Source organism: Shewanella violacea DSS12, assembly GCF_000091325.1.
In the GTDB taxonomy this organism is placed as follows: Bacteria; Pseudomonadota; Gammaproteobacteria; order Enterobacterales; family Shewanellaceae; genus Shewanella; species Shewanella violacea.
On record NC_014012.1, the window covers coordinates 4445595 to 4466562 of the forward strand.

Annotated in this window: 19 protein-coding genes; 9 read left to right on the plus strand and 10 right to left on the minus strand. The window is 44.5% G+C overall.

All coding sequences use genetic code 11. From position 1 onward, the window contains the following. Positions 1–102: 102 nt before the first annotated feature. From uvrD to SVI_RS18320, 5 genes are all read right to left on the minus strand, one after another. Entirely contained in the window at positions 103–2268 is a 2166-nt protein-coding gene (uvrD, locus tag SVI_RS18300; RefSeq protein ID WP_013053141.1) for a DNA helicase II, read from the minus strand. A gap of 101 nt (positions 2269–2369) precedes the next feature. Beyond that, positions 2370–2723 (minus strand): RidA family protein, encoded by a 354-nt coding sequence (locus SVI_RS18305; protein WP_013053142.1) that lies wholly within the window; start codon positions 2721–2723, stop codon positions 2370–2372. Positions 2724–2865: 142 nt separating this feature from the next. Then, positions 2866–3807: an SPFH domain-containing protein gene (locus SVI_RS18310; protein ID WP_041420084.1), complete on the minus strand. Its 942-nt coding sequence runs from the start codon at positions 3805–3807 to the stop codon at positions 2866–2868. After that, the gene (locus SVI_RS18315; RefSeq protein WP_041420085.1) at positions 3804–4751 is read right to left on the minus strand and encodes an SPFH domain-containing protein; all 948 of its coding nucleotides are present in this window, start codon (positions 4749–4751) and stop codon (positions 3804–3806) included. The genes SVI_RS18310 and SVI_RS18315 overlap by 4 nt, the downstream gene beginning before the upstream one ends. A gap of 38 nt (positions 4752–4789) precedes the next feature. After that, positions 4790–5260 carry an NfeD family protein gene (locus SVI_RS18320; protein ID WP_013053145.1) on the minus strand — a complete coding sequence of 157 codons (471 nt, stop codon included), beginning with the start codon at positions 5258–5260 and terminating at the stop codon, positions 4790–4792. Between the two features lie 414 nt (positions 5261–5674). Between SVI_RS18320 and SVI_RS18325 the strand changes: the two genes are divergently transcribed. Beyond that, complete coding sequence (locus SVI_RS18325; RefSeq protein ID WP_013053146.1) at positions 5675–6427, plus strand: ion channel protein Tsx; 753 nt, start codon at positions 5675–5677, stop codon at positions 6425–6427. A gap of 76 nt (positions 6428–6503) precedes the next feature. Here the strand turns inward: SVI_RS18325 and udp are convergent, their stop codons facing one another. Then, on the minus strand, positions 6504–7262 hold the full coding sequence (udp, locus tag SVI_RS18330) for a uridine phosphorylase (protein ID WP_013053147.1): 759 nt from the start codon (positions 7260–7262) through the stop codon (positions 6504–6506). A 326-nt stretch (positions 7263–7588) separates the two neighbouring features. On the opposite strand from udp, the gene SVI_RS18335 reads away from it, so the two are divergent. Next, the gene (locus SVI_RS18335) at positions 7589–7801 is read left to right on the plus strand and encodes a YdcH family protein (protein WP_013053148.1); all 213 of its coding nucleotides are present in this window, start codon (positions 7589–7591) and stop codon (positions 7799–7801) included. A 110-nt stretch (positions 7802–7911) separates the two neighbouring features. Here the strand turns inward: SVI_RS18335 and SVI_RS18340 are convergent, their stop codons facing one another. Then, positions 7912–8376: a hypothetical protein gene (locus tag SVI_RS18340; protein ID WP_013053149.1), complete on the minus strand. Its 465-nt coding sequence runs from the start codon at positions 8374–8376 to the stop codon at positions 7912–7914. A 234-nt stretch (positions 8377–8610) separates the two neighbouring features. Here SVI_RS18340 and SVI_RS18345 point away from each other — a divergent pair, with 234 nt between their 5' ends. The 4 genes from SVI_RS18345 to SVI_RS18360 all read left to right on the plus strand — a co-directional run bounded on the left by SVI_RS18345 (position 8611) and on the right by SVI_RS18360 (position 14390). Next, positions 8611–9444, plus strand: a complete 834-nt coding sequence (locus SVI_RS18345) for a mechanosensitive ion channel family protein (RefSeq protein ID WP_013053150.1) — start codon at positions 8611–8613, stop codon at positions 9442–9444. Positions 9445–10876: 1432 nt separating this feature from the next. Further along, positions 10877–11881 (plus strand): outer membrane beta-barrel protein, encoded by a 1005-nt coding sequence (locus tag SVI_RS18350; RefSeq protein ID WP_013053153.1) that lies wholly within the window; start codon positions 10877–10879, stop codon positions 11879–11881. 611 nt (positions 11882–12492) lie between these two features. Next, a complete protein-coding gene (locus SVI_RS18355; protein WP_013053154.1) occupies positions 12493–13452 on the plus strand; it encodes a LysR family transcriptional regulator in 960 nt (319 codons plus the stop codon). Beyond that, positions 13449–14390 (plus strand): LysR family transcriptional regulator, encoded by a 942-nt coding sequence (locus SVI_RS18360; RefSeq protein ID WP_013053155.1) that lies wholly within the window; start codon positions 13449–13451, stop codon positions 14388–14390. Before SVI_RS18355 ends, SVI_RS18360 begins: the two co-directional genes overlap by 4 nt. Before the next feature lie 41 nt (positions 14391–14431). On the opposite strand, the gene SVI_RS18365 is transcribed toward SVI_RS18360, so the two are convergent. After that, on the minus strand, positions 14432–15316 hold the full coding sequence (locus SVI_RS18365) for a radical SAM protein (RefSeq protein ID WP_013053156.1): 885 nt from the start codon (positions 15314–15316) through the stop codon (positions 14432–14434). Between the two features lie 221 nt (positions 15317–15537). On the opposite strand from SVI_RS18365, the gene SVI_RS18370 reads away from it, so the two are divergent. Continuing rightward, positions 15538–15783 (plus strand): hypothetical protein, encoded by a 246-nt coding sequence (locus tag SVI_RS18370; protein ID WP_041420086.1) that lies wholly within the window; start codon positions 15538–15540, stop codon positions 15781–15783. A 69-nt stretch (positions 15784–15852) separates the two neighbouring features. Here the strand turns inward: SVI_RS18370 and SVI_RS18375 are convergent, their stop codons facing one another. Continuing rightward, positions 15853–16308 carry a GNAT family N-acetyltransferase gene (locus tag SVI_RS18375; protein WP_013053158.1) on the minus strand — a complete coding sequence of 152 codons (456 nt, stop codon included), beginning with the start codon at positions 16306–16308 and terminating at the stop codon, positions 15853–15855. A 471-nt stretch (positions 16309–16779) separates the two neighbouring features. On the opposite strand from SVI_RS18375, the gene SVI_RS18380 reads away from it, so the two are divergent. Together SVI_RS18380 and SVI_RS18385 are read left to right on the plus strand one after the other, a co-directional pair. Next, entirely contained in the window at positions 16780–17505 is a 726-nt protein-coding gene (locus tag SVI_RS18380; protein WP_013053159.1) for a YebC/PmpR family DNA-binding transcriptional regulator, read from the plus strand. A 236-nt stretch (positions 17506–17741) separates the two neighbouring features. Further along, complete coding sequence (locus tag SVI_RS18385; protein WP_013053160.1) at positions 17742–18773, plus strand: DUF4382 domain-containing protein; 1032 nt, start codon at positions 17742–17744, stop codon at positions 18771–18773. Between the two features lie 123 nt (positions 18774–18896). Here the strand turns inward: SVI_RS18385 and SVI_RS18390 are convergent, their stop codons facing one another. Then, positions 18897–20870: a S9 family peptidase gene (locus tag SVI_RS18390; RefSeq protein WP_013053161.1), complete on the minus strand. Its 1974-nt coding sequence runs from the start codon at positions 20868–20870 to the stop codon at positions 18897–18899. Between the last annotated feature and the right edge of the window lie 98 nt (positions 20871–20968).

Genomic DNA, 20968 nt, shown 5'->3' on the forward strand with positions numbered 1-20968 from the left:
GCTCAAGCGCTTAATTTAACGATCTTTATCTAACGTTATTAATAAGCCATAAATGGCATTATGACCGACACATTCAAGTATTCAGCCGCTTTGCAGCTGGTTTTAGCAAGTTTCCAGTCGAGCATAGGCTACAACCAACCACTTACTGCCGACATCGTAGAAATTCACTTGTACTCTGGATTGGGAACCACTGCCCTCAGTATCAGTCACCTTACCTTCACCAAATTTAGGATGCATCACCCCTTGGCCGACCTTAAAGCCCGTATCATTCACCACTATGCTACGAGTAAAAGATGTGTTGGGCCTTTTAGGCGTACTCACCTTAGTCTTAAGGCGGATCTCCTCCACATGCTCAGTGGGGATCTCTTTGATGAAGCGTGATGGCCTAGCGAAGTTTTCCCGGCCGTAGATTCGACGAGTCTCGGCATAGGTGATGTAAAGCTTCTCCATGGCCCGAGTCATGCCTACATAACAGAGGCGACGCTCTTCATCGAGTCTATCTCCTTCATCCATAGCCATCTGACTGGGGAATATTCCCTCTTCGACGCCGGACATAAATACCACAGGGAATTCCAAACCTTTAGCCGAATGCAATGTCATCAGCTGCACCGCATCGGTAAATGCATCCGCCTGTCCTTCACCAGCTTCCAATGCCGCATGAGATAGGAAAGCATTAAGCTCGCCAATATCTTCGATATCTTCGGGCATGATAAAGGTACGTGCTGCGGTCACGAGTTCATCGAGGTTTTCCACTCGAGAGCGCGCCTTTTCGCCTTTCTCTGCCTCATACATGGCCTTAAGGCCTGACTTGGCAATGATATGGTCAGTTGTACGATGCAAGGTCATTTCTTGGGTATCTTGTTGCATCTCAACAATGAGATCCATGAAGCCACGTACGGCATTCGCCGCGCGCCCACTGAGTAGCTTCTCTTCTATGGCACGCAAACAGGTTTGCCACAAGGTTAACTTCTGCTGTCTTGCGGTAGCACGTAAGATATCTAGTGTACGCCCACCAATGCCACGAGCAGGAGTATTGACCACACGCTCGAATGCCGCATCATCATCTTTATTATTGATAAGACGCAGATAACTCATGGCATCTTTAATCTCCTGGCGCTCGAAGAATCTCAAGCCACCATAGATACGATAAGCTAAGCCCTTGTGAAGCAAGGCTTCTTCCAGTACTCGAGACTGGGCGTTAGACCGATACAGAATTGCGCAACCACTGAGGTCTCCGCCCATATCGTGCCAATCACTGATGCGCCCAACAATAAATCGCGCTTCATCCATCTCATTGAATGCACAATATACTGATATGGGCTCACCATCTTTATCTTGAGTCCACAACTTCTTGCCCAAACGATCAGGGTTATTGGCGATCAGCTCATTGGAAGCTTTAAGGATATGGCCTGTGGAACGATAATTCTGCTCCAGACGTATGGTGCTAGCCTGGGGGAAATCCACAAGAAACTTGTGTAAATTCTCAACTTGGGCACCACGCCAACCATAGATTGACTGATCATCGTCGCCGACGATCATCACGTTAGCACCGGCGCTCGCCAGCACACGGATCCAAGCATACTGAATCGCGTTGGTATCCTGAAACTCGTCCACCAAAATATTCTTAAACCTGTCTTGATAGTGTTTAAGAACATGGGGATTGTTGAGCCATAGCTCGTGGGCACGCAGTAGAATTTCAGCAAAGTCCACCAAACCGGCGCGATCGCAGGACTCTTGATAAACTTGATAAATCTGTAAAAGATTTTGCTCTATAGGGAAGCCACCGGCATCGATATGCTTAGGTCTTAATCCCTGATCTTTCTTACCGTTGATATAGCCCTGAGCTTGACGAGGCGGATATTGCTTCTCGTCTAAATTAAGGCTCTTAAGAATACGTTTGATTAGACGTAGCTGATCATCTGAATCGATGATTTGAAACGTCTGGGGCAAATTAGCGTCTTTATAATGAGTACGCAATAGGCGATGCGCCAGACCGTGAAAGGTACCTATCCACATGCGACCCATATTGCTGCCACTGACCTTCTCAACTCGATCGCGCATCTCTGCCGCCGCTTTATTGGTGAAGGTTACCGCTAAAATTGAATATGGACTCTGCTGTTCGACCTGCATCAACCAGGCAATTCTATGGGTCAATACCCGAGTCTTGCCGCTGCCAGCTCCTGCCAATACCAACATGCTGGATTGGGGTGCCCCTACGGCTGCGCGCTGTTCATCATTCAGGCCGTCTAGTAAAGAAGATACGTCCATTCTTGCCTCCAAAAAATCGAGGAAGCAGTATAACAGGAGCAGGGGATGAGATCCTAGAATCTAGTCCCCAGGACCTCGACTCGAGTGACTAAAATCTAATTTTAGCTCTTTTCTGCCGCCACCACAGAGATCTCGACTAACAAGACATCACGGGCCATCTTAGCCTCAACACAGGCACGAGCCGGTGCATGTCCCTCGGCAACCCAGCTATCCCATACCGTATTCATCTCGGCGAAGTACTGCATATCCTTGATATAAATTGTCGCAGAAAGAATGTGTTCTCTATCACTTCCAGCCTGCTCAAGCAGAGCATCAACCTTTTCTAGCATACTAGCCGTCTGCTCAGTGATCCCTTGGTTAGCATCTTTGCATACCTGACCACACAGATAAATCGTGCCATTATGCTTTACGATTCGGCTCATACGGGTACCTGTTTCTAAACGTTCGATTGTCATAGCAATGCCTAATAAGAAGAATTCAAAGTGGGCTATCTTACCGAGAAAAACATCCGGTATCGACCCTTGATAGATGAAAATGAAAACGGCACACTCCAATGGAGTGCGCCGTCGATAATGCAGGCTAAAGATTAGCTAAAAATTATTTTTTTAACGACTCATCCTTCAGACCTATGCTGTCCATCCAATAATCAAAGTCCATCATATTGCCAGGTAACACAATTTTGCTGGCACTAGTACTCAGACCATCGAGCTGTTTAAGGTATTGAGCGCCTAATTGCATACGCATCACATTCAGCCCGCCTGGGGCAGAGATAACTTCAGCCATACACTCGATAGATTCAGCGGTTGCCCGAGCAATCGTTAAGATCTCCTCACCTTTACCCTCAGCTTCATTAATGCGACGTTGCATCTCCCCCTCAGAAAGGTTAATCATCTCAGCCTTAACACCCTCAGAACGATTAATCTTACTCTGCTTCTCACCCTCACTCTTGGCTAGCAAGGCACGGCGTTCACGCTCGGCATTCACCTGCATCTCCATGGCTTTTTTTACTGTATCTGGTGGGGTAATATTTTTGATCTCATAACGATGAACCCTAATGCCCCAGGTAGCTCCCGCCTGATCTAGCACTTCAACCACCTTAGCACTAATCACATCACGCTCTTCGAATGTACGATCCAGCGCTAGAGTACCTATGACAGAACGCGTCGTCGTCTGGGCTAATTGAATAGCTGCATAACGATAATCTGTGACTCCGTAACTGGCCTTAACTGGGTCTATCACAGAGATATAGATAACCCCATCGACCTCGACATTAACTTCATCACTTGAGAAACACTCCTGAGGCGGAACATCTATAGTTTCCTCCTTTAGATCATGTATATAAGTCACCTTATCGACGATGGGAACTAAGGCATGAAAGCCTGCATCTAAGGTTAAGTGATATTTACCTAAACGCTCGACAATATAGGCCGATTTCGTTGGCACCAGGCGAATAGATTGAAATAATTTGATGATGAAGACGGCGAAAATAAGTCCCCAAATCCCCAACACGATAAGATCTGTATCTATTCCTGCAATCATGAGCGAGCTCCTTTCACTGTATTAGACTTTGCCGAAGAGGAGCTTACGGCATGTGTCACCTGCTCCATCCCCTCAAAAAAACCTTCCAATTTAGCCATCTCTGCTGGCACAACCGAGACATCGGCGGTCTCCAAAATCTTACCAACCTGACTAATAAACTGTTCTTTTAACTGCATATTCATTGCATCATGACCACCATTTACAGTTAATGCGGTCGACAACATCTGCATACCTTCAGCTTTCGCCTTGGCGACTATGCTGATCTCCTGAGCCGTGCCCTTAGCCTCGTTGATACGCTTCTGCTTCTGGCCCTCGGATACATTGATAGCTTCTTGTCTCTCACCTTCAGATAAGTTGATCATTGCCGCTTTTTCGGCGCTGGCTAAGGTGATCTCGGCGCGCTTACTTCGTTCAGCTTCCATCTGCTTCTCTAGCGTGTGAATAACGTGTCTCGAGGGAGTAATATTCTTTATCTCATACCTAAGAACCTTGATACCCCATGAGGCAGAGGCTTTATCTATCTCACGTACGATAGACTCGTTGAGTTTATCTCTCTCTGAAAACGTCTGACTCAAGTTTAATTTACCTATCTCAGAACGCATGGTTGTCTGGGCTAAATTAACCGCTGCCAAGCGATAGTTTTCGATGCCGTAACTGGCAAGCTTGCCATCCATCACCTTGAGATAGACTAAGCCATCGACCTCAAGTTGAGTGTTGTCTTTCGAGATACAGCTCTGGGGTGGCACATCTAAAACTTGCTCTCTGATCTCATGCTTATATGAGACCCTGTCGAAGAAGGGGATTAAGAAGTGAAATCCAGGTTGGAGTACGGCACGAAACTTTCCTAAACGCTCGATAACATTAACTTCGCGCATGGGGACGATCAACATTAACTTATAGAGGAGAAAAAAGATAAATAGCACAAATAGGGTAAACACAAACATAGATTCCATCCTTACTTATTGATTAATCGGTTTTTAGCTTATTTGGTGTATTCGGCCCCTTCATAGGGCTCAACGACAAAGGCAATATTATCCCTGCAGATAATACGCACTCGAGTCCCGGCAGCTATTTCGCTGCCATCTCCTAGTGCTGACCATTCAGTTCCCTGAAACTCGATACGGCCCTGTTTCTGCGCCGGCCCAATCGCCTGTTTAACTAAGGCTATTTGGTTATAGAGTTCCAGTTCCTCATCGGTATTAGCCACATGAGCATCTCCACCGACCAATTTCTGGGTCACTTGTCTAAAGCCCAATAATAAGACAATAGATGCGATAAACCATAGAGTCAGCGCCTGAACAATGCCATCCACTAAGCCCACAGCCAGGGCTCCAGCAACGACTAGGCATGCACCGCCGAGTAAGATGACTATACCTCCCGGGATTATTATCTCTGCCAGCATTAAAAAAGCACCTAGGCAGGCCCAAATGAGTATGGGATTAGAAAATTCCATATTTCCCCCTGAAATCATGATTTCCGTGAAAACCACTATATCAGCAGTTCGCACGCTTCGCGACATAATATGTCGCGAGAGTTTAATCACTTATAAGGACATCAGTCAACGCATTGATTAATAACAGTATTAATCAAGGTAAAGAAGTTTATAGATTAGAATGACATAAATTACATCGACTTTTACATAAGAATTATAAAACGCTAACTTTTCGTTGGTTTTATTAAAATAATATCAATCAATAGCTTAATAACTGTTGTAAAATCATAGAATATAACCAAATCATTGATTATTGTTACCTTAGTTAATACGCTTAATCTAACTTAAACGAGTAAGTTTAATTTTCTGTAAAACAATAAACATTTAATATTATAAATAAAAAAATAGCTTAGAGACGCATAAAAAGGGTTTGAGATGAACAAAAAATGGCTTTACTTGGCGATGTTGGCAGCGCCCCAAGCAGTAGCAGATGACTTAATACATTGGTGGGACGCTAGTGTAACTGCTCTATATGGTGAGGAATATGATCTTGCTCCTTCCGATAAACAAACCGGCTTCACCTTCGAGACTGCTGGCGGCTGGAAATATGGAGATTGGTTCGCATTTCAGGATGTGACTTATTTCAATGGCTCAAATGTCGACAAAACCAGTACCACCTATGGCGAAATATCCACACGCTTCAGTGCGAGTAAAATCTTAGGCAAAGAGATCGGCTTAGGAGCTGTGACAGATCTGTCATTAGCCATGACCTTCGAGGAAGGTGAGGGACAGGTCAAGAGCTTCCTATACGGCCTAGGTATGGATATAAAAATCCCTTACTTTAGCTACTTTACTCTTAACACCTATCGTCGTCATGCTATCGGCAGTGGTAACCTTAGCGACGGTTGGCAGGTAACACCTGCATTTAGAATGGATTTTCCCTTAGGTAATTCCAATATCGTTTTCGATGGCTTTATCGATTGGGTATTCGCAACGGATAATCAGGGTTATAAAGAAAATTTCCACTTCAATCCTCAGTTAAAATACGATCTCGGTGCAGTCATCTTTGGCCAGCATAAGAAAGATAAACTCTTTGTGGGTTTCGAGTATGATTACTGGCAGAACAAATATGGCGTTAACGGCATAGATCAGAACACCTATTCGGTGATCGCCAAGTACCATTTTTAATCCAGATTAAATGGATAATAAAAAAGGCGCCTAAGGCGCCTTTTTTATATCTGTATTACCGGCTAAGTAAAATCTATTAAGCCAGTAGCTTCTTCGCCGCCGCAACAACGATCGAGATGGCACTCACCTCAGTTTTCTTCATCATAGCCTCATCAGGGATCTCCTGCTGAGTACGATTCACGATAACACCCGCAACACAAGCTGCACGCCAGCCCTGAGAGGCACACATGGTGAATAGCGTCGATGATTCCATTTCATAGTTCAACACACCCAAATCTTGCCACTCTTGCATAGACCCTTTGAATTGACGTGTCACTCGACCAGAAACCGTATCGTAACGCTCTTGACCTGGGTAGAAGGTATCAGAAGATGCTGTAATGCCAATATGTGGCTCTAGACCGGCTTCGCGACTCGCTGCCACCATAGCGGTAGTACATTCAAAGTTAGCAACGGCAGGAAACTCCATAGGAGCAAAATGCAAGCTTGCACCATCGAGACGGACCGATGCCTGAGTCACGATCACATCACCAACATTAACTTGTGGTTGAATTGCACCTGTAGTGCCTACACGCAAGAAAGTCGTCACTCCCAGCTGAGCTAGCTCCTCAACTGCGATAGAGGTAGAAGGTCCACCGATACCAGTAGAGCAGACAACCACAGCTTTGCCGTCTATATATGCCAGGTAACTGGTATATTCACGATGGCTGGCTAGAAATGTCGCCCCTTCCATCAATTCGGCAATGCGTTTAACCCGCTCTGGATCTCCAGGCACTATCGCCAAATTTGCACCATCTAACATCTTTTTGGTCAAGCCTAAATGAAATACATCAGACATTGTGAAAACCCCTTTCAATTTTGTTTATAAAATTCTTATAAATTTGACTTTAACCTAGTATCGAAATGGATAAGGTTAACTAGATCACACTTTTTCTGGCGGCAGGTAAATACTTTGCTGTAATCCAGTTACAGGAATGATTATTTGGTTTTCGAGTATCTATAGCCTAGATAGCTATTGAACTCAGCTATAAGCACTAATTCAGAAACAGACCAGATCAAATTAACTAATTTTAGTCTAGTTGACTCAGATCACATCCATAGATAGAAAATTGAGCTAATTTAAACTTGAAACAGAGGAAAAAAACAGCAGAAGGGAGATACGCTATGTTTCCAGAATACAGAGAACTAATGACTCAACTTAAAAGCGACGACGCCCACTTCCTAAAGGCTTTTAACAAGCATAATGCGCTAGATCATCAGATAAAGGAGCTTGAACAGCACAGCGCCAGCGATTCAAATAATCAGATCCATGAATTAAAAAAGAGCAAGTTACACCTTAAGGAAGAGATATTATCTATCCTAAAGAAAGCTGGGTGATCTAGGAGTCTTACCATGACACTTCATTAAGAATGGGCGCCGAGCGCCCATTTTATTTAGTAGCAGTTTTATTCGACATTTATCATTAGTAGACTTGTGATCCCTTTAGCTTATCTCAACGCCTGGATCAGGGATTCACTCGAATCGAAGCTTTGCACATGGATTATCTTAAGCTTATCTAATCTTATCAATGTCGCCTTATCTTCCTCATCCGGCAGCATCTTAGTCAGATCTCCCTCCCTATCCAGCCCCATGGAAAAAGGCAGATCTTTCATCTGAGGAATAGCCACGAATCTGGCAATCAATGAAGGCATACCACTGATATCCGCCACATAGACTAAATTATCCAGACCTTGCTCATCATCAGCTTGCAGCCGCTCTAAGGTTTCCTTGATGATATCGCCACCTTTCATGCTGCGGCTAAACAAGAGGATCTGAGTGCCAGAAGATACTGCCACTTCATTTTCAAACTGATCTTGCAGTTGGAATGAGGAGATAAGCTCGCCCTCGGCATAAAAAGATGCCTGAGCAAAGCCTGCAAATAGGGTACAGATGGCAAAAATAAGCACTCTCATAATTTAGTTCCTGAATTACGTCATATGAGGCAACAGAGTATCACTCCCCCCCTAGTTATATCACCGCAAGCGTCACACCAATTTATGAAATTATTCACATTGAATCTCAAATTGCACAAGATGAAAAAACAAAACCACAAATTTTCAACGATATAATTACAAACCGCAACAGATATGGGTAACATGATCATCCAGCCTCAGCATCTAGCTCTGCTGTTATATAAAGGACAAGTTATGAAGGAAGATCATCTACAACAGGAGATCCAGCAACTACAAAATGTATATTCGCTGATCACCGAATTTTTAGTTCAATACAGTTTCCGCCTCGTCGGCGCACTCTTCATCTTCTTAATAGGCCTCTGGATCGCTGCTAAAGTCTCAAATCTAGTCACTAGACAATTTGAAAAGCATGGCATAGATCTCACCCTCAGCAGTTTCGTCAGTAACCTGGTACGCATACTGATTATCATCATGGTGACCATCATCTCCTTAGGCAAACTAGGGATCAGTATCACGCCTATGGTTGCTGCTATAGGTGCTGCTTCTCTCGGCGCAGGTTTGGCAATACAAGGCATGCTGTCTAATTATGCGGCAGGTATCACTATCATAGTGACCCGACCTTTTATAGTTGGTAATACCATCACGGTGAAAGGGGTAACTGGTGTAGTTAAAGATATCTTCCTGGGGATGACAATACTAACCAATGAGGAAGGGGAGCAGATAAATATACCCAACAAGCATATTGTCGGCGAAATACTGCATAACTCCTTCGCCAACAAGCTAGTAGAAACTCAGTTCAACATCAGTTATCAATCAGATCCAGAGCGGGTCACTGAATTGGCTAAAGAGATCTTAGCTGCGAGCCCTAATGTATATCAGGATAAGGGCGCTCACGTGGGCATCAATGGCTTCAACAATATAGGTATCGAAATTGGCATACGATACTGGGTGCCGACACAAACCTATTATCAAGATAAGTACCAAACGAACTTAGCTATATATAAGGCACTCCACTCGGCTGGAATCGAAATCCCATGTCACAATGCCATATACGAGAAGTACACATAGAATGCAGTGCCATATATAAGGCACTGCATGCTGCCGGTATCTAAATCCTATGTCACAATGTCATCTACGAGAAGTACATATAAGAGAGCTAGCCATACATAAGGCAGCCAATGCTGCCGGTATCTAAAGCCCATGCCCGGTACTAGAGGTACATGTAGAAAGCTGACCTTATTATAAGGCAGCCAATGCGGCAGGCATCAAACCTCATTCCCAGTACAAGAAGTTCACACAGCAAACTAGCCATATATAAGTCAGCCAATGTGGCAGGTATCAAACCTCATTCCCAGTACTAGAAGTTCACACAGCAAACTAGCCATATGTAAGTCAGCCAATGTGGCAGACATCAAACCTCATTCCCAGTACAAGAAGTTCACACAGCAAACTAGCCATATATAAGTCAGCCCATACTGCAGACATCGAAATCCCATCCCCAGTAAGAGAAGTACACATGGAAGGAAGGCTAGCTATATATAAGGCACTCGATGCTGCTGGTATCGAAATCCCATGCCACGGACGAGAAGAACACATAGAAAGCTAGCTATATATAAGCCAGCCCATGCTGCAGACACTGAAATCCCATCCCCAGTACTAGAAGCTCATATAGCAAGCTAGTTATATATAAGGCACTCCATGCTGCAGACACTGAAATCCCATCCCCAGTACGAGAAGCTCATATAGCAAGCTAGCTATATATAAGGCACTCGATGCTGCTGGTATCGAAATCCCATCCCCAGTACGAGAAGCTCATATAGCAAGCTAGCTATATATAAGGCACTCGATGCTGCTGGTATCGAAATCCCATGCCACGGACGAGAAGAACACATAGAAAGCTAGCTATATATAAGCCAGCCAACACTGCCAGCATCGAAATCCCATGTCACGGACGAGAAGCTCATATAGCAAGCTAGCTATATCTAAGGTACTCAATGCTGCAGGTATCTAAACCCCATGCTTGGTAAATAAGTACATAGAAATCTAACCAGATAGAAAGGTACACAAGACTATGGGCATCAAAATCCCATGCCAAGTAGCAGAAGTTTACTTAGAAAGTCTATTTACATAGGGGGCATATCGGGGGTTAATTCGTTTACCTTATTAATAATAAATTCAGATTTACTAATAAATAAAGCATAAGATTTAATCACAGATATAATCAAGTTAGACACAATAACAACTAACACCATTAAAAACAGCAACATAAGCAAATTCAGAGAGTTTATCCTATTCATTCATACCAATAGATGACGAAAATAAAATAACAAGTTAGCTTAAGCCAACCTTAAGCTAGGCAAGGCTTTAAGCCCATACATAACAAATTCGAATAATCATTATAAGGAATACTCTATCGATCAAATCTGTTGTTTCCCACAAAATGCACCCCATAGAAACGAAACACATAATAATTTTGAAATTTCCATTAGGGAGCACCACGATGAAAAAAACATTACTAGCTATCGCACTGATGAGCACTTTCTCATATGCAAACGCTGCAGACGTCGACAACACTTGGTACGTAGGAGCTGGTCTTGGCCAAGCAAACTACGAAGCAGTTAATGTAACTGGCGATTACCTAAGTGACGACAGCGACCTAGCTTGGAACGCTCTTGTCGGTTACCAGCTAAACAAATACTTCGCAGTAGAAGCTGGCTGGCAGGACCTTGGTACACTTGATGATGCTCACATGCGTACTGACAATGGACAAAACATCGAAGTCGACGGTTTCACACTTGGCTTAGTTGGTACTCTTCCACTGAATGAAAAATGGTTCCTAACTGGCGAAGCCGGTGCTTACCAATACCACATCGCACACCAGATGACTGCTGACCATTATGTTAGTGCAACTGATACTGCAGCTTACTTCGGTGCAGGCGTTGGTTACAACATCACAGATTCTCTAGCTATCTCAGCTAAGTACCGTCGTTTTGCTGGTATCGATGAGACTGAGTGGAACACTGCAGATATGGATGCACAAACTGTAGGCGTTCAAATGACTTACCGTTTCGGTATCAAGCCTGCCGTAGTAGTTGCAGCAGTTGTTGCTCCTGTAATCGCTCCAGAGCCAGTATACGAAACTAAAGTTGAGCAGAAGAGCACAGCAGTACTGTTCGGTTTTGATTCTTCAGAACTAAGCACTACAGCTCAAGCTAAGCTTGACGAAGTAGTTCGTGTTTCTAAGCTAAATGACAACGATACTATCTTGCTTATCGGTCAAGCTGATAGCCGAGGCGATGCAGGCTATAACCAGAAACTTTCTGAAGCACGTGCACAGCATGTTGAAGATTACTTGGTTTCTCACGGTGTTGAAGTTCAGCAGCTAGGTCATCAAGCATCTGGTGAGCAAGATTCTCACGCTAGCTCAAGCCAAGACCGCGCTCAAGAGCGTCGCGTAATCATCACTCTAACAAGTGAAACACAAGTTGAAGTTATTGCATCTTAGACTTGAGATGTAACTCTGAGGGCCATGGATAGGCCTTTGGTGTGTTAGCGCACAAATTTTGCCAGAGAATATGGACCCGACTACTCTAGGATTGAGTATCTGAGCATAGAAAGGATGCGTTATTTCTGGAAAGGAATACCAGAGGCCAATAGGCCAACCTATTAAGGATAATGGGTGATATTGAACATGGACGTATGACTTCATTCAAGTAGGATGCTTCCAGAACCGGATGTTCTGGCTTGAAGTTAAATTGATATGAATTTTGTACCAGATACGGATAACACATGTGATCAGACCGGATGTCTGAGCCAAGGTAAAGGATACTTAGGCCATGAATAAAAGGATTTAAGCTAAAGGGAAAGAGCGCTCTCACGAGTTCAGGTGCAGAAAAGGACGACATATACTTAAGTATATGTACAGCGAAACGGAAAGCGGATGCTTCTGCTGGTATCGCTAATGGATATATCACTCTTAATCAATACACTTGGTTAAGACACAAATTTGTGACCCCTAAGGCCAAGGATCGGCCTTTTTCACGTCTTATACCTATTCTGAAAGCAACTTTTCATCTATAGTCAATCAGTTGTAAGATCTTAGCTTAGAGCTGCTTAATGCCATTAAAAAGAAACTTCAATCTACTTAAAGAATGTGATCTGAATCTGCTGATCGCCTTATCTGTGCTATTAAAAGAAGCCCATGTAACAAAAGCAGCAAAAGAGCTTGGGCTATCCCAATCGGCCATGAGCCAGGTACTCAAACGTCTAAGATTAATGTTCGAAGATCCCCTGTTAGTGAAAGGCCACAACGGCATGACACTCACCAACAAAGCTATAGCTATACAGCTAGATCTCAAGCCTCTGCTCAATCGCGTCATTAGCATACTAGAGGGAGATGAATTCAACCCGGCCACGGCGCAGGGACGAATTAAAGTCATGATGAATGACGTTATCGCTCAGCTTTGTATCACACGTTTAATTGCAGACTTAAACACCTTTGCCCCTGGCATTGAGCTTGAATATGTCACCCAGATGACTCAAGGCTTTAAGATGCTCAGACGAGACCACATAGATCTTATTGTCGGTTTCTATGACAATGTGCCCAAACCAATAAAGAGTAGAGTTATTGCTCGTTACCCTTGGCAGATGGTTACATTAGACAAGGATGCCGCTCAGCTTAGTGAAAGCTTACATAGAGGTGACAGTCTCAGTGATGAAAGTCCATTTCAACTTCTGAGATACCTGTATCAGGAACATAATCAGATCCATGTCATCAATGCGCTGAAGACCATCAATGCCGAAGACGCCTCTTACTCTCTTTCTTCTGGTTCTTTAAGCACTATGATACAGGCCTTGACCGCCCCAAAAACGGCGACTCTTGTGCCCCATTTCTCAACTAGGGCGCTGAATGGCCGTAGTGCCGAAGATTTTATCTGGCTCGGTGAACCTATCGACTTGGAACTTAAAGTGTGCTGGAACATGCATAATCGAAATAGAAAATTACAGAAATGGTTTAGAAAGCTTATTTCGTCGATTCTTATTGAACAGTTAACCGATAAAGATGCCAGCCAATGAACCACTCGGATCTAAAAATAATTCAACGTTGCGATCTTAACTTACTCTTGAGTCTCGCAGTATTAATCGAGGAACAGAGCGTTTCTAAGAGTGCCGAACGCCTCGATATCTCCCAGCCCGCCATGAGTCAAAATTTAAAGAAGCTACGTAATTTATTCGATGAAGCTTTATTTATTAAACATGGCCAAGGGATTAAAGCGACGGAGAAGGCGCTGGCTTTATTACCTAATTTACTGGAATGGCTGGAGATGAGCAGTCGATTAATATTACAGAAAACCTTCGATCCTAAAGAAGTTTATGGTGTTATCCGCATCGCATTTGTCGACAGCAAGACTTCCGAAATTGTTCCCAGGATCCTTGAGATGGTTATGGAAGCAGCCCCTAACGTCGAGTTGGAGTTCTTACACCAACCGAAAGATATGTTTGCCATGTTAGAGTCCGGTGAAATAGACCTATGTGCCGGTGGTAAAGTCAGCCCCCCTGCCAACATATACGGTCGTAATATCACCAGAGAAAAGTATTGTATCGTCTCTAGCCTAGAGCATCCCATCAATCAGCTGGTCAACCCTAGCCTAGAGGAGATATTCAGCTTCGATACCGCAGAATACTCATCCTCAAGTGCCGCCGAGACACAGGTGAATCAATTAGTGCAGACCCACAATCTGACTCGTAAAATCAGCTTTTCCAGTAGTTCTATGCTGGTACTCAGAAATGGACTATTAGCAGGAAAACATATCGCTTTCCTTTCCGATACAATTGTCCACAATACCGAGTGGAAAAATAAGCTAGCCTTCATTCACCATGAAGATATGCCTACCATAGAAAGTGCCTTATATTGGCATGCAAGAGTCCATAAAGACCCACTAATCCAATGGTTTAAGGACTACTGCCTGAGCCTGACCGACTCAATCAGGTTGAACCCTAACCCTAGCAGTTAACAAGAATCCAAAATCCGCCTGGATGAGCCGAACTTAGGCAGCTAGAGCCCCCGCTGCCATTCCTGCCTGAGAATCGTCTCTTGGGGTCTATGTATTGCACCTTCGACTAGGGCAAGCAGCTCGCTCTTATCCTTGCCTAATACACCTTTGAGTACCAAATAATTCGATGCATGATCCGAACGAAATATCGTTTTAGTCAGCTCCAAATGCTGTAACAAGGTGCGCATTTCCCTGAACAAACCCATTTGATCCGGCAACTGAAAAAGGCCGTCAAACGCCTTATCCATTTTCTCTGTCCCCAGAGGTAGCGTCACAACTAAGGTCGAGAGATATTCAGGCTGAGCAGCATTCATCAAGCGAGCCGAGTTTATAGCATGTTGCTCTGAAAGTTCAGATCCACCCAAGCCATTGAGAATCATCACAGAAGATTTCATACCGGCAGCTTTAATCTTTTGCAGTGCCTCCAGAGAAGACGCATATGTCTCACCCTTCTCGATACGTTTGAGCACCTCATCATCGCCGCTCTCACAGCCGATATAGAGTAAAGAGAGACCTAGTTCTCTTAATCTAAGCAGTTGTTCGGCGCTCTTATTTTTCAAGTTTCTCGGTAAGCAGTAACTGCTTATCCTAGTGACCTGAGGCAAGTGTTCCCTGATTAAGAGACAGATCTCTTCCAGCCTAGAGAAAGGCAGACTCATGGCGTCACCGTCGGCCAGGAAAACACGGCTTACGCTCACTCCCCTTCTAGCCACAGTCTTAATATCCTCGGCGACTTTATCCAGTTTCTGGGCGCGAAAGCGTTTCTGTGGTGCCGTATACATGTCACAGAAACTACACTTATTCCAACTACAGCCATTAGTCACCTGCAAAATAAGTGACTTCCACTCAGATGGTGGGCGAAACACAGGCTCTATATAATTCAGCAAGTTAACCTCTTCTCATAAATGCATACCTAATGAATTGTGAGATATATCTCAAAAATCACTTTTACCTATTCGAAAATAAGCATATGATGATACAGCTCATTTTTTGTTCATAAATAAACTGTTACTATAACACTTCGTCTAATCTCTACTCGGGACTAGATAAATGCACTTAGTGCATAGAAAGACAGGCAGCATCGGCCTGCATACGTAAAGATAAAAATATGCAAATAGCACAACAACAGCAAGATAGGCGAAGTACCGACCTAGAGCAAAGCGAACATTGGCACTCAATGAGCGCCGAGCAGAAGATGGCACTATACAGTCTGCATCGATTTGGATATCGGCTGTTGTTTGTACGCCATTTGCCCTCTGGACCATTAGCCGTGATCGCACAACAGAACCAGATGGCGAGTATAAACCATCAAGGTGAAGTGGATTACGATACTGAGGTTCAACTAAGGGAATAACCCTCAATTTATTGCGGCAATACCCAAAAAGGAACATGCGACTTAGCAATAAGCGCGTGTTCCTTTTATTTACTGCTTGTTATACAGCATATCCAAATGTGGTATGCCATCTTCTAGATACACCTCAGACACAGGCTCGAAGCCTAACTTCTGATAGAAACTCTTCAAATATTCCTGACCCCCTAGCTGAATATTCTCTTCAGGCCAATATTGCTTAGCTAGCTTGATGGACTCTTGCATCAGCTGGTGAGCGACACCACAGCCTCTGGCCTGCTCCGCAACAGCAACACGGCCAATGCTAGTCTCAGGATAACTCACACCTGGGGCCAATACTCGCGCATAGGCCACAAGATCACCCTGAGGATTTCGTCCAAGTAAGTGTCGTGTCTCACTATGTCGATCTTTATTATCCAGCTCCGGATAGGGACATTTTTGCTCCACAACGAAAATATCGACTCTGAGCTTAAGTAGCTCATATAATTCATCGACTGAGAGTGCATTAAATGCCAATTCATTCCACTGCATTTCCATTCTCCGGCAGGGTAAAAGATCAGTCTATCACAGGCGCATAAATCGAAATGCGCAATTGGATCTTAAGTTAGCTGTAACACTTATACCGATTGGTATTACAGTCAACAACAGACTAAATTTGAACTAAATACTGTGCAAACCCCTCGATGATCCATTTGTAGCTTTGACGTCAAAGCAAAACATAGCCAACACTCACTACTCCAAGCGAACCCAAGCAGAAAAAGTGAATGCACTATAATAGCGATAATATCTAAACCTGCAGGTAACATATGCCCTCCTCTGACTGAAAAATCTCATATAGAGAAGAGAGACCCGGTGTAAAATTCGCTTATTTCGGTATTAATAATGACCCACTTAAATTAAATCTGAGCCTGCGTCTCAAATTAAAAACTCCTGCCCTGCAAAAATGGCTTTAAAGCTGCTAACATTGCAGACAATTTTTTAAGCATAATGAGATAGATCAAGATGGGAAGAGCATACCAAAACCGCAAAGAGTCTATGGCTAAAACTGCTGGCCAAAAAACCAGAATTTACTCAAAATACGGTAAAGAGATTTACGTTTGCGCTAAGAATGGTGGCTTCGACCCCGACGGCAATCTGCCACTTCGTCAGATGATCGCCAAGGCTAAGAAAGATCAGGTTCCGGCTCACGTGATCGAGCGCGCTCTCGAGAAGGCCAGAGGCGGTGGCGGCGAAGATTATGTCACAGCCCGTTACGAAGGTTTCAGCCCAGGTGGCGCCATGGTCATAGTTGACTGCTTAACCGATAATGGTAAGCGTACCTTCACCGAAGTGCGTCAAGCCTTCGTTAAAAATGATGCCAAAATAGGTGGACCGGGTACGGTTGGCCACATGTTTGACCATCAAGCCGTATTTGCCTTCAAGGGTGAAGATGAAGAAGCCGTACTTGAAACCCTGATGATGGCCGATGTGGATGTTACCGATATCGAAGTTGAAGACGGTATAGTCAGTGTTTTTGCTCCACACACAGAGTTTTTTAAGGTGAAGACCTCTTTGACCGAAGAGACACCGGATATTAGCTTCGAAGTGGAAGAGATCACCTTCGTGCCGCAAACGTTTACTGACATCACAGATCCTGAAGTGATTGAGCAATTTGAAAAGTTCTTAGCGGCCCTGGAAGATTGTGACGACGTACAGCACGTCTATCACAACGCTGAGTTACCAGAGTAACTTTGCTGTATTCGCTGTTATTAATCTAATAACAGCGAATACTACTTCAGTGAACCACTTCAAGTTGCTGCTCATCCAGCACTAACAAGCCTCAAAAAATATCCATAGCATCTTCATAATCTCCAAGTCTCCCGATCTCATCTAAACTTGAACTACCCAAAAGCTTCTACACATATTCTCAAATATGCTTAGAGAATATGAGAAGAAGCCTAATCCAGAAAAATGGTAGCTTATTCATGAAATACACAATAATTATCCCCTATCTTTTATTGACTGGAATACTCACAGCTTGTGGTGGAGGTGGCAGTAATAGTAATAGCGGCTCGCCAGACACGCCCGCCCCCACGAGCGGAACATTTAGCCTGGGCGTATCAGATAACCCAGCCTTAGCCGATAAGGTTAATATCGCCTTTAAACAAGTCGTGTTAAAAGGTGAAGATGGTTCAATCTCATTCGATGTATCCGACAGCGAAGGCAATGCCAATCAGGTCGACCTACTCTCAGTACAAGGACAAACTGTGGCCAATTTAGTCACAGATGAGAGCGTCCCCCTAGGCGAATACCAGATGTGTATCTATATGGAGAACAGAGAAGTCGCCGATGAAACCAGCTCCCATGTAAAAGTTGGTGAGGCTGTTGCGGGGCTAGTCACTAACAGTAACGGTTCCTGTGGTGGTGTAGGTGCAGAAGAGCCCGACACGGGGCGACTATTTCTAAATAAAGCCGTCACTATTACCGCAGATAGCAACAGATATGTTGCCGAGTTCAACCTAGCCAAAGGCTTACAAGCCCCCCATGGCAATAAAGCCTACTGGACGCTTAAACCCACTTCGGTACAACTGGTTAATATTACTGAAGTCGGCGCAATTTCGGGTAGTGTTCACTTAGATGTACTGGCTCTGTGTGAAATGACAGAGCCAGGCTATAGTGATCTTGGCTTAGCCGTGTATCTCTATCCTCAAGATACCTTGATCGCGGCGATGGAAGACTTCAGACCCCTAGCCACACTCACGGCTCCACTAGCAGCTTCTAGGGCTAACCCAGTATCAGAGGCAGAGGAGATCATAAGTTACAGCTATGAATTTGGTTTTATCCAAGCCGGTAGCTATCAGCTAGGCTTTACCTGTGTCGCCGACAATGATGATCCTGAAACGGAGCAAGGTGACGCCAGTGATCCGGTATTTTTCATTCATCAAGCCACAACTGACAATGTCGACGTGATTGTAGGCGAAGTGTCAGTCTATGATTTTATCCCGCCAGTTATCTAATACCTATTGGCATAATACAACTAGGTAAAGTCGGCAGTTCGGATCTAAAGGCACAAAAAAGGCACTCATATGAGTGCCTTAATACTGCTAATACTCGATGTCTATATTAACCAATAAACTAAGCTATTTTGTCGCCACTCGTTCACCGGGTACTTTCAGCCCAGCACCTTTAAGATAGGTATCGAGAAACTTCACATAGGCTTCAGAGGCGGTGACACGGTTGTGTTTCTTGCTGAATCCGTGGCCTTCATCGTCAAACACCACATATTCTACCGGCACACCATTTTGCTTCACCTTCTCCACCAGCTCATCACTCTCGATCTTTAGTACGCGAGGATCGTTGGCTCCCTGAATGACCATCAAGGGTTTAGTGATGTTTTGCGCGTGGAACAGAGGTGAGATGGCGCGATGACGCTCCGCATCTGTGGCAGGATCGCCCATCTCGTCATAGAGGGCCTTCTTAAATGACTCCCACCAAGGTGGAATAGACTCCAGTGTACGCACCCAGTTGGTCACCCCGAAGATATCGATACCCACCTTAAACTCATCGGGTTCGAAAGCCAAAGCTGCCGCAGTCATGTAGCCACCATAGCTGCCACCCATGATGCCAATCTTATCTTTATCGATCCAATCTAATGTCTGCAGGTAATTCTTGCCGTAAACGATATCCTGCAAGTCATTCTCACCGTGGTTCTTATCATCGAGATGAAAGAAGGTCTTACCATAACCTGAGCTACCACGGTTATTCACCGCAAACACGGCGTAGCCATGGTTGATCAGATGCTGGCGCATGGCGCTGTAGCCTGTGCGGCTCTGACCACCTGGTCCACCGTGGACAAACACTACTGCGGGTCGTTTATTATCAGCACTGGCACCCTTAGGCTTAAACAGTAATCCCGGGATATCGAGACCATCGAAGCTTTTGAAACGTACCACTTCGCTGGCGACGAGATCATCTGGATTAATCTTAGGATTTAGCGCTTGTGTGAGTTGTTTGACGGAATCCGTACCTAGCTGCCATACAAACAGGTTCGACGGCGACGTATCCGAGTTGATATAGAAGGCGAGGGTCTGCTCATCCTTAGAAAAGTTCACATTTCTGAGATCGCCATCGGGAAGCTGAGGTAGCTTAAGGGCTTTGCCCGTCTTAGTATCTAAGATGCTGATCTTAGTGCTGGCATCGGCGTTGACGCCGGAAACTCGGTAGCGGCCCGACTCAGAGAAGTAAACGAAACTGACATTCCAGTCATCTTTAACCGCCAGACTATGCTCTCCTGTGGCGATATCGTATTTCCACACCTGAGAGAACTCTCCCTTGGCATCCGTGCTGTAATACAGGGCACTGCCATCGGCTGAGAACGTCATAGGATTATAGTTGGCTGGCTCTGAATGCTTGCTGATGATAGTCGGCTTAACGATGCGCTTGTTAAAATCTAACAGGTAGGTATCGCTATCTCTGTTGGTATGTGTCTTAGACAGGGAGACGAAACGACCATCCTTCGAGACTTCTGAAATATTAAAGCCTAGCTCGTTCTTGAATACTAGCTCTCGCTCATAAGTCTTAGCATCATAACGATACAGATCCATAAACTTAGCATCACGCTCGTTAGTCATGGCGTAGAAATATTTGCCATCATTGGTGAAGTTAACGAAGCCTGCTCGGGTTTCATCACCCGGAGTAATATCGGTGATCTTGCCATCTAGCTCTCGCACAAACAGATGATACAGTTCATTGCCAGCATTATCTTGAGTCAGGAGTACCCTGTCATCATTGGGGAACCAGGAAACCGGATAGGTGGTATCTTTAAATGTGGTTAAGGGCGATTGTGCCCCTGTCGCCGCATCGAGCTTATACAAGTTGAAGATACCCGACTGATCCGAGCCAATTAAAATTGACTCACCATTTTCCGAGAAAGAAGAGCCAAAATAGGTGGTCGTCTCGAAGAAGGTCTGAGCATCATATTGCTGTCCAGCCTGCTGAGTTATTTGCAGCTTATCTGCTGGAGTTGGAGTTCTATCTGTGCTGGTATTTGAGCAAGCGACCAGGCCTAGACTCACAGCCAGGGCCAATACACTAAGGTGAAGAGACTTTTTCATTGTGTTCCTCTTTATCAACTAGTCATAAATTCCATGTACTTCACATCCCACGTCATACAAACCCCAGTCCTACAGCTCCATCATCCTGGAGCATGGTA

Bases quoted from the DNA above. Each gene is read 5' to 3' on its own strand.
- uvrD (WP_013053141.1), bottom strand. From the start codon at position 2,268: ATGGACGTATCTTCTTTACTAGACGGCCTGAATGATGAACAGCGCGCA.
- SVI_RS18305 (WP_013053142.1), bottom strand. From the start codon at position 2,723: ATGACAATCGAACGTTTAGAAACAGGTACCCGTATGAGCCGAATCGTA.
- SVI_RS18310 (WP_041420084.1), bottom strand. From the start codon at position 3,807: ATGATTGCAGGAATAGATACAGATCTTATCGTGTTGGGGATTTGGGGA.
- SVI_RS18315 (WP_041420085.1), bottom strand. From the start codon at position 4,751: ATGTTTGTGTTTACCCTATTTGTGCTATTTATCTTTTTTCTCCTCTAT.
- SVI_RS18320 (WP_013053145.1), bottom strand. From the start codon at position 5,260: ATGGAATTTTCTAATCCCATACTCATTTGGGCCTGCCTAGGTGCTTTT.
- SVI_RS18325 (WP_013053146.1), top strand. From the start codon at position 5,675: ATGAACAAAAAATGGCTTTACTTGGCGATGTTGGCAGCGCCCCAAGCA.
- udp (WP_013053147.1), bottom strand. From the start codon at position 7,262: ATGTCTGATGTATTTCATTTAGGCTTGACCAAAAAGATGTTAGATGGT.
- SVI_RS18335 (WP_013053148.1), top strand. From the start codon at position 7,589: ATGTTTCCAGAATACAGAGAACTAATGACTCAACTTAAAAGCGACGAC.
- SVI_RS18340 (WP_013053149.1), bottom strand. From the start codon at position 8,376: ATGAGAGTGCTTATTTTTGCCATCTGTACCCTATTTGCAGGCTTTGCT.
- SVI_RS18345 (WP_013053150.1), top strand. From the start codon at position 8,611: ATGAAGGAAGATCATCTACAACAGGAGATCCAGCAACTACAAAATGTA.
- SVI_RS18350 (WP_013053153.1), top strand. From the start codon at position 10,877: ATGAAAAAAACATTACTAGCTATCGCACTGATGAGCACTTTCTCATAT.
- SVI_RS18355 (WP_013053154.1), top strand. From the start codon at position 12,493: ATGCCATTAAAAAGAAACTTCAATCTACTTAAAGAATGTGATCTGAAT.
- SVI_RS18360 (WP_013053155.1), top strand. From the start codon at position 13,449: ATGAACCACTCGGATCTAAAAATAATTCAACGTTGCGATCTTAACTTA.
- SVI_RS18370 (WP_041420086.1), top strand. From the start codon at position 15,538: ATGCAAATAGCACAACAACAGCAAGATAGGCGAAGTACCGACCTAGAG.
- SVI_RS18375 (WP_013053158.1), bottom strand. From the start codon at position 16,308: ATGCAGTGGAATGAATTGGCATTTAATGCACTCTCAGTCGATGAATTA.
- SVI_RS18380 (WP_013053159.1), top strand. From the start codon at position 16,780: ATGGGAAGAGCATACCAAAACCGCAAAGAGTCTATGGCTAAAACTGCT.
- SVI_RS18385 (WP_013053160.1), top strand. From the start codon at position 17,742: ATGAAATACACAATAATTATCCCCTATCTTTTATTGACTGGAATACTC.
- SVI_RS18390 (WP_013053161.1), bottom strand. From the start codon at position 20,870: ATGAAAAAGTCTCTTCACCTTAGTGTATTGGCCCTGGCTGTGAGTCTA.